General features: G+C 69.9%; 7 protein-coding genes and 1 pseudogene. 4 read left to right on the forward strand and 4 right to left on the reverse strand.

From position 1 onward, the window contains the following. Positions 1 to 1,510, reverse strand: a 1,510-nt coding sequence (locus KBX53_RS16240) for an LPXTG cell wall anchor domain-containing protein (RefSeq protein WP_210860144.1), incomplete at its 3' end; no start/stop codon positions are given. A 180-nt stretch (positions 1,511 to 1,690) separates the two neighbouring features. On the opposite strand from KBX53_RS16240, the gene KBX53_RS16245 reads away from it, so the two are divergent. Together KBX53_RS16245 and KBX53_RS16250 are read left to right on the forward strand one after the other, a co-directional pair. Then, complete coding sequence (locus KBX53_RS16245; protein WP_030332130.1) at positions 1,691 to 2,170, forward strand: SigE family RNA polymerase sigma factor; 480 nt, start codon at positions 1,691 to 1,693, stop codon at positions 2,168 to 2,170. Between the two features lie 2 nt (positions 2,171 to 2,172). Continuing rightward, the gene (locus tag KBX53_RS16250; protein ID WP_030332131.1) at positions 2,173 to 3,234 is read left to right on the forward strand and encodes an LCP family protein; all 1,062 of its coding nucleotides are present in this window, start codon (positions 2,173 to 2,175) and stop codon (positions 3,232 to 3,234) included. A 75-nt stretch (positions 3,235 to 3,309) separates the two neighbouring features. Here the strand turns inward: KBX53_RS16250 and KBX53_RS16255 are convergent, their stop codons facing one another. Beyond that, positions 3,310 to 4,878, reverse strand: a complete 1,569-nt coding sequence (locus tag KBX53_RS16255) for an LPXTG cell wall anchor domain-containing protein (RefSeq protein ID WP_210860145.1) — start codon at positions 4,876 to 4,878, stop codon at positions 3,310 to 3,312. Between the two features lie 148 nt (positions 4,879 to 5,026). After that, positions 5,027 to 5,239, reverse strand: coding sequence for a hypothetical protein (locus KBX53_RS16260; RefSeq protein ID WP_030332135.1), 213 nt, complete (start codon positions 5,237 to 5,239; stop codon positions 5,027 to 5,029). Positions 5,240 to 5,363: 124 nt separating this feature from the next. Between KBX53_RS16260 and KBX53_RS16265 the strand changes: the two genes are divergently transcribed. After that, entirely contained in the window at positions 5,364 to 5,747 is a 384-nt protein-coding gene (locus KBX53_RS16265; RefSeq protein WP_210860147.1) for a phage holin family protein, read from the forward strand. 135 nt (positions 5,748 to 5,882) lie between these two features. Beyond that, entirely contained in the window at positions 5,883 to 6,908 is a 1,026-nt protein-coding gene (gene fbaA / locus KBX53_RS16270; protein WP_030332138.1) for a class II fructose-bisphosphate aldolase, read from the forward strand. A 57-nt stretch (positions 6,909 to 6,965) separates the two neighbouring features. On the opposite strand, the pseudogene KBX53_RS16275 reads toward fbaA, so the two are convergent. After that, positions 6,966 to 7,325, reverse strand: a pseudogene (locus KBX53_RS16275) (hypothetical protein); the annotation flags it as partial.

Genomic DNA, 7,325 nt, shown 5'->3' on the forward strand with positions numbered 1-7,325 from the left:
CCTGGTGAACGCGGCCGGCGATCAGGCCGGTGGACTGGCCGGTGATCGGCAGCGAACCACCGTCGCCGTCGCCGTCACCGTCGCCACCGCCCGTGCCGCCGGCCGCGTTCACCAGGATCTTGGCGACGTCGTTGGCCGGCTTCAGATCGTCGTAGAAGCCGCCCTCGCACTCGCACGGCACGTTGACCTTGACGGTGCCGGTGGCGTTGGTGATCACCTTGTCGATCCGGAACGTGAACTCACCGGCCAGCGTCTCGCCCGCAGGTGCGAACGGGCCCGGGTAGCAGCGGTACTCGCCGGCGCCGGGGCTGCCCGCCTCCGGCCACTCAACGTCGTTACCGGTCCGCGGCGCGCACTCCATCGGCACCGCGATGGCGGTGGTGCCGGTCGGCACCGTCACGTCGACGTACGTCACGTTGGCCTCGCTGCGGAGGTAGTCCAGCGTTGCCGGACCGTTGTTGCGGAAACCGAGGGCAGCGGTCAGCTCGGCGCCCTTCTTGCCGTTGAGCGTGGCACCGACGGCTTCCAGGTCGGCCCCGTTCTTGCCGGTGACGTCGACAGCCAGCCCGCTGAAGTTGTTGTTGGGTTCGGTGTCGGTCTGCACGGCACGGGCCGCGCGAGCGGCGGAGACCGCCTTCAGCGACAGCGTCTTGCCGTTGCCGCGGCGGGCCTTCTCCGCGCCGGCCTCGTCGCGGATCGCGAGGAGGTCCTCGAAGTCGGCCGGGGTCATGAACCAGGCGTAGCTGTTTTCGCGACCCGGCGCGTAGGTGTCGGTGGCCAGCTCGTAGTTGAAGGTGGCCGTCGCGCCAGCGGAGGCCGGGATCTTCTCATCGAAGATGCAGGCGAAGAGGAAGTCCTCGGCGTAGAGGCAGTTGTCGAACCGCTCCTTGGTCCGGATGCCGTAGTCGGTGTCGAACATGGCCACGACACCATCGACCTCGGTCGTGCCGACATTGAACACCGTCACCGGGGCCTGGAACTTGCCGCCGGGTGCCGCCGTCACCGTGGTGTCCGGCCCGCCCTGCAGGTCGACGCCCTCGCCGACCCGGACCCGAGAGGTGTAGCTGGCGATGTCCTTACCGGCGGCCTTGAGGCTGATCTTCAGCTCGCCGGTGTCGCCGTTCGTCGCCTTGTCGGTCGGCGCGATGACGACCTCGCCGAAGAAGCCGCCGAACAGCTCGTCAATGGTCACCGGGACCTGTTCGCGGCAGAGAAGTACGCCATCGCCGTCGGCGGCGCAGTCGTTGCCGCTCTCGCCCGCCAGCGTGATCTTGCCGGCGAGGCTGCTGTAGTCGTAACGCACCGAGACCTCGTTGAGCACCGTGGACTCGCTGCTGTACAGGGACGGAGACCGGACGACGCCAGCAGAGTCGGCGGCGACGGTGACGTCCTGGAAGTACAGGTCGAACTCGGCCGCAGGGGCGGCGAAGGCGGGGGTGGCGGAGGCGGCGACGAACGCGCCTGCGACGCCCAGCCCGGCGAGCCAACGCCGGGTGGAGTGGGTGAGCATGAGGGGGTTCCTCCAGTTGGGGGATCAGGTGGAGCCTGCGGATCTTAAGGAATCGCTCAGGCTCACTGCACCCCGTGGAGCCGCCCATTGCCTAAGACGAGCCAAAAGGTTGATCAGAGTCACCGCAATGTTCGGTCGGTCCGCTCCCGTCATCTGTGACAGGAGCCCCCGGGAGGTGCAGTGACGTACGAGGAGTTCGCGGACACGCGGCTGGCCCCGCTGCTGCGGTATGCGGTGATGCTGACCGGTGACCCGCACCAGGCCCAGGACCTGGTTCAGGAAACCATGGTCCGGGTCCAGCTCAACTGGCGTCGGGTCGCCCGCGCGGACTCGCCGGAGCGGTACGTGCGCCGGATGCTCACCAACCAGTACGTCGACTGGCGGCGCGGCTCGTGGGTTCGCCGGGTGCTGCTGCGCGGGGAACCCGACGCGTCGGTGCCGGCGCTCACCGACCATGCCCAGTCCGCCGTGGACCGGGATCAGATCTGGTCCTGGCTGTCTCGGCTGCCACGCCGGCAGCGGGCCGCTCTGGTGCTGCGTTACTACGAGGACCTGCCCGACATGGAGATCGCCGACATCCTCGGCTGTGCCGTCGGGACCGTTCGTTCGTCCATCTCCCGGGCCCTGGCGACGCTCCGGGCCGAGTACGTGGAGGCGTGACCATGATCGAGGATGACCTGCGTGCCGCGTTCGTTCGGCACGAACCGTTGACCCCGTCGACCGGCCCACTGCGGGCGTCGATCGACCGGCTCGCCGCTACCCGCCGTCGCCGCCGGCAGCGGTTCCAGGCCGCCGGTGTCACGCTCGCCCTGCTCGCCGCGCTCGGAGTCGGGGTGCCGCAACTGCGCCCCGACCGGCCGGTCGACGGCCCGTCGCTGTCCGGTCAACCGGCTGGCACGCCGTCCGAGGCGCTGAACGTCCTGCTGCTCGGGGTCGACGGCTTCGGTGAGCAACCGTCGTACCGGTTGGCGGACTCCGTCCTGCTGGTGCACATCCCGGCCGACCGGAGCCGGCCGTACCTCATCTCGTTGCCGCGCGACCTGGGGGTGTCGATCCCCGGCCGGGGGGTCGACAAGCTCAACAGCGCGTTCTTCACCGGTGCCGGCGAGCCCCGGCCCGACCTGGACGCCGGCTACGACCTGACCCGCCGGGTGGTCGCCGACCTGACCGGGGTACGCGTCGACGCCGGCGCGGTGCTGACCTTCGCGGGGCTGCGCCGGATCACCGACGCGGTCGACGGGGTGCAGGTCTGCCTGCCGAAGGAGGTCGAGTCCTGGCACACCCGTCGGACCTTCCCGGCCGGCTGTCAGCGGCTCGACGGCGCTGCCTCGGTCGACCTGCTGCGGCAACGGCGGGACCTTCCCGACGGCGCGTTCGACCGGGACCGTAACGCCCAGCGCTATGTCGCCGGTCTGATCCGAGCGGTGTCCGCTAAGGACGTGCTGAGCAACCCGGTGCGGCTCGCCGGGCTGCTGTCGGCCCCCGGTAAGGGTCTGGCGGTCGACGACGACGGCCTGCCGCTGACCAGGCTGGTGGCGGTGCTACCCGAGATGGACAGCGTCGACCCGGTGGGGCTCAGCCTCCCGGTCGGCGAGCCGGTGGACGACCGTACGCTGCTGCCGCTGGACCCGAAGCTGGGCAAGGCGTTTCTCGCCGCGCTGGCCGAGGACCGGTTGGCGCAGTGGGTGGCCCAGCACCCGGAGCGGGTCAACCCCGTTCGGTGACGGGGGACGGGGCGTTCGCGACGGTGCCCCGCCGGCCGGGTACGGGACGGCGGGGCACCGGTCGTGCGGGGTGGGTCAGGCGACGAAGCGGCTGTTCCGGCGGCGGGCGATCAGGTAGCTGCCCGCACCGGTGACGAGCAGCAGGACGCCGAGGCCGGCGATCAGGTTGGTGGGGGCGCCGGTGATGGGCAGCGAACCGCCGCCGCCACCGCCGCCATCGCCATCGTCCTGACCGCCGCCGCTCTGGGCCGCGTTGACCACGATGGCGGCCTTGTCGTTGGCCGGTTTGATGTCGGCCTTGAAGCCGCCACCGGCGGGGCATTCGCACGGCGCGTTGACCCGTACCGCGCCCCGGGCGTTGGGGATGACCTTGTCGATGCGCAGCCGGAACGCCATGGTGTAGGTCTTCCCGGCCACCAGGAGCATCTCCGACGCGCACAGGTACGTGCGGGTGCTGTCCTGCCGCAACCAGCAGTTCTTGGGAACCTCGACGGCGGAGGTGCCCGGCGGCAGCTCGACGTCGGTGTGGGTGGCGGCCTCGTACTCCTCGCTCACATTGTCGAGCGTCGCCGGGCCGTTGTTCCGGAAGCCGACGGTGGCCGTGACGACGGTGCCGGCCGTGCCCTTGAGCGCGGCCCCGATCGCCGCGAGGTCGGTGCCGTTCGTGCCGGTGGCCTTGATGGTCCACCCGGTGTAGTCGTTGCCCGGGTTGACGTCGGTCTGGTCGGCCTGCCGGGTGGCGCCGGACGTCTTGGCCAGGGTCAGCTTCGGGCCGCTGCCGGGGGTGGCCGCCCGGGCGCCGACTGCTTTCCGCACCTTGGTCAGGTCCTCGAAGTCGGCCACCGTCATGAACTGGGCGTAGCCGGACTGGTTGGTGGGGGCGTAGGTGTCCCTGGCGAGTTCGAGGTTCAGCGTGGCGGCCAGCCCGGTGCCCACCGGGATCTCCTCGTCGAACTGACAGGAGACCAGGTGGTCGTCGGCGTAGCGGCAGTTGCTGAACCGGTCAGTGGTCCGGATCGAGTAGGCGAGGTCGAAGACCGCGACGAACCCCTCGACCGTCCGGTCGCCGGCGTTGGCCACGACCAGCGGCACCGAGAACTTCCCACCCGGCTTGGCCGAGGCGGTGGTGAACGGCCCGCCGGCCAGGTCGACGCCCTCGCCGACCCGGACGCGCGAGGTGTAGCTGCCGCTGCGCCCGCCGGCCGCCTGGAAACTGACCACGACGTCCCCGGAGTCACCGGGCTGCGCATCCTCGGTGAGGCCGATGCGCACCCGCTTGAGCCCGTTGCGGTAGATCCCGCTGCCGAGCGGCGGCTCCTCGTAGAGGACGACGTCGAAGGGCTCCTCGCAGACGAGAACGCCCGGCTCCGGGGCGGTGCACCGCTGGCCGTCCTCCTCGGAGACGACGGTGATCTTGTTGGCCAGGGAGCGATAGTCGTACCGCACGGAGACCTTGGACAGGGTCGTCGGCTCGTTGGCGTACAGGAGCAGGGCGCGGGTGGCCGGCTCCGAACCGACGGCCAGTGTGGTGTCCTGGAAGTAGGGCGCGATCGGGGCCGCGGCGACGGCGGGCGTGGCGGAGGCAGCGACCAACGCGCCGGCGGCGCCGAGCCCGGTCAGCCAGCGGAGCCAGTGCTTGAGCATGGGGGTCCTCCCGTGGGGATGCCTATGGCGCTCGTCCAACCTAGGGAGCCGTCAGCTCCTCCGGTAACCCTTTGGGATCGATATTTGTCGAACGGCCCGAACGGTTGAGCACCCTCTGGCGCAACGGGCAGCCGTCCCGGTGGCGGGATCAGCGGTAGTCGTCCTCGTCCCCGGTGACCACCCGGGCCTGCTCCATCGCGTCCCAGTCGTCGACCTCCAGGCCGCGGTGCGGCTCACCGTCGGTGTCGGCGGGGCCGGCGACGGTGGCCTGCTCGACCGCGTCCGCCGGATCGGCCTCCGGGTCGCGTTCGTCGGCTGCGAGGTGGTCGCCGGGGGTGAAGTCCTCATCGGGCTGACCCATCGTCCCTCCCGGGGGTCTCGGGGCACGGTTCCCACCCACCGTACGGGCTGGGCGGGCGTACCGCCCGGAAGCGGAGTAGGCCGAATCAGCCCTCGGCGACGTGACCCGATGCCAGGATGGTGCCGTGGGCTTCCTCATCAGACTGGCGATCACCGCTGTCGCGTTGTGGATAACCACGCTGATCGTGCCCGGGGTGGACGTGCACGCCCGATCGGGTGGCAACACCGCCCTCACCCTGATCGTGGTGGCGCTGATCTTCGGTGTGATCAACGCAGTGCTCAAACCGGTGATCCGGGTTGTCGGCTGCGTGTTCTACCTGCTGACCCTGGGCCTGTTCGCGCTGGTGGTCAACGCGTTGCTGTTCCTGCTCACCGACCGGATCGCCCGCGGGCTGGACCTGCCGTTCCAGGTGGACGGATTCTGGGCGGCGTTCTGGGGAGCCATCGTGATGACAGTGGTGACCTGGTTGATCAGCGTCATCGTGCCGGACAACCCGGGCCGCCGGTGAACGGCTAGCACCCGGGTCGGTTGTTCCGGCGCACCTCACCTACGGGATACTTCCGGCGGAGGACAGCGCGGTCCGGCGCACAAATGAAGAACAGCGGCCAGCACGGCCGAGAGTGGTAAGTAAGGAGCGCATCACATGCCCATCGCTTCCCCCGAGGCTTACGCGGAGATGCTGGACCGCGCCAAGGCTGGCCGGTACGCGTACCCCGCGATCAACGTGACCTCCTCCCAGACGCTGAACGCGGCGCTCAAGGGCTTCGCCGACGCGGAGAGCGACGGCATCATCCAGGTCTCCACCGGTGGCGCCGAGTACCTCTCCGGCCCCTCGATCAAGGACATGGTCACCGGTGCCGTCGCGTTCGCCGCGTACGCGCACGAGGTGGCCAAGAAGTACTCGGTCAACATCGCCCTGCACACCGACCACTGCCCGAAGGACAAGCTGGACGGGTTCGTCCGTCCGCTGATGGGCATCTCGCAGGAGCGGGTGAAGCGCGGCGAGCAGCCGCTCTACCAGTCGCACATGTGGGACGGCTCGGCCGTGCCGGTCGCGGAGAACCTGGAGATCGCCGCCCAGCTGCTCGACGAGGCAGCCAAGGCCAAGATCGTCCTTGAGATCGAGGTCGGCGTCGTCGGTGGCGAGGAGGACGGCGTCGAGAACGCCATCAACGACAAGCTCTACACCACCACCGAGGACGGCCTGGCCATGGTCGAGGCGCTCGGCCTCGGCGAGAAGGGCCGCTACATGGCGGCGCTGACCTTCGGCAACGTGCACGGCGTCTACAAGCCGGGCAACGTCAAGCTCCGTCCGGAGATCCTCAAGCAGATCCAGGACGCCGTCGGCGCCAAGTATGGCAAGGACAAGCCGCTCAGCCTGGTCTTCCACGGCGGCTCGGGCTCCCTGCTGAGCGAGATCCGCGAGGCGCTGGACTACGGCGTGGTGAAGATGAACATCGACACCGACACCCAGTACGCCTTCACCCGCCCCGTCGCGGACCACATGCTCCGCAACTACGACGGCGTGCTGAAGATCGACGGCGAGGTCGGCAACAAGAAGCAGTACGACCCGCGCGCCTGGGGCAAGGCCGCCGAGGCCGGCCTGGCCGCCCGGGTCGTCGAGGCGTGCGAGCACCTGCGCTCCACCGGCACCACGATGACCAAGTAACGACGTCCCACCCACGGCCGGCTCCCCGCACGGGGGCCGGCCGTCGTCGTCAGGTCGTCAGGTCGTCAGCAGGCGTACGGCCTCGCGAACGTCATCGGTCAGGTGGATCGTCGACGACAGGTCACCGAACGGGGACGCGGCCAGCAGCGGGCGCAGCAGCGCCTCCACCGGCAACTCCCCGGTCCAGTAGTCGCGGTCCAGGAAGATGTACGCCCCGCTGGCCCCGTCGGTGCCGTAGTAGGTCTTGGTGGCCGCCTGGAACACCTCCTGCACGGTGCCCGCCCGCCCCGGCGCGAAGACGATGCCACCCCGGGCGAGGCGCAGGATGGTGTCCTCCCGGATCGCGTTCGAGAAGTACTTGGCGATCCGCCCCGCGAACAGGTTCGCCGGCTCGTGCCCGTACAGCCAGGTCGGAAT

The sequence above is a fragment of the Micromonospora sp. M51 genome, assembly GCF_018070305.1.
GTDB lineage: Bacteria > Actinomycetota > Actinomycetes > Mycobacteriales > Micromonosporaceae > Micromonospora > Micromonospora parva.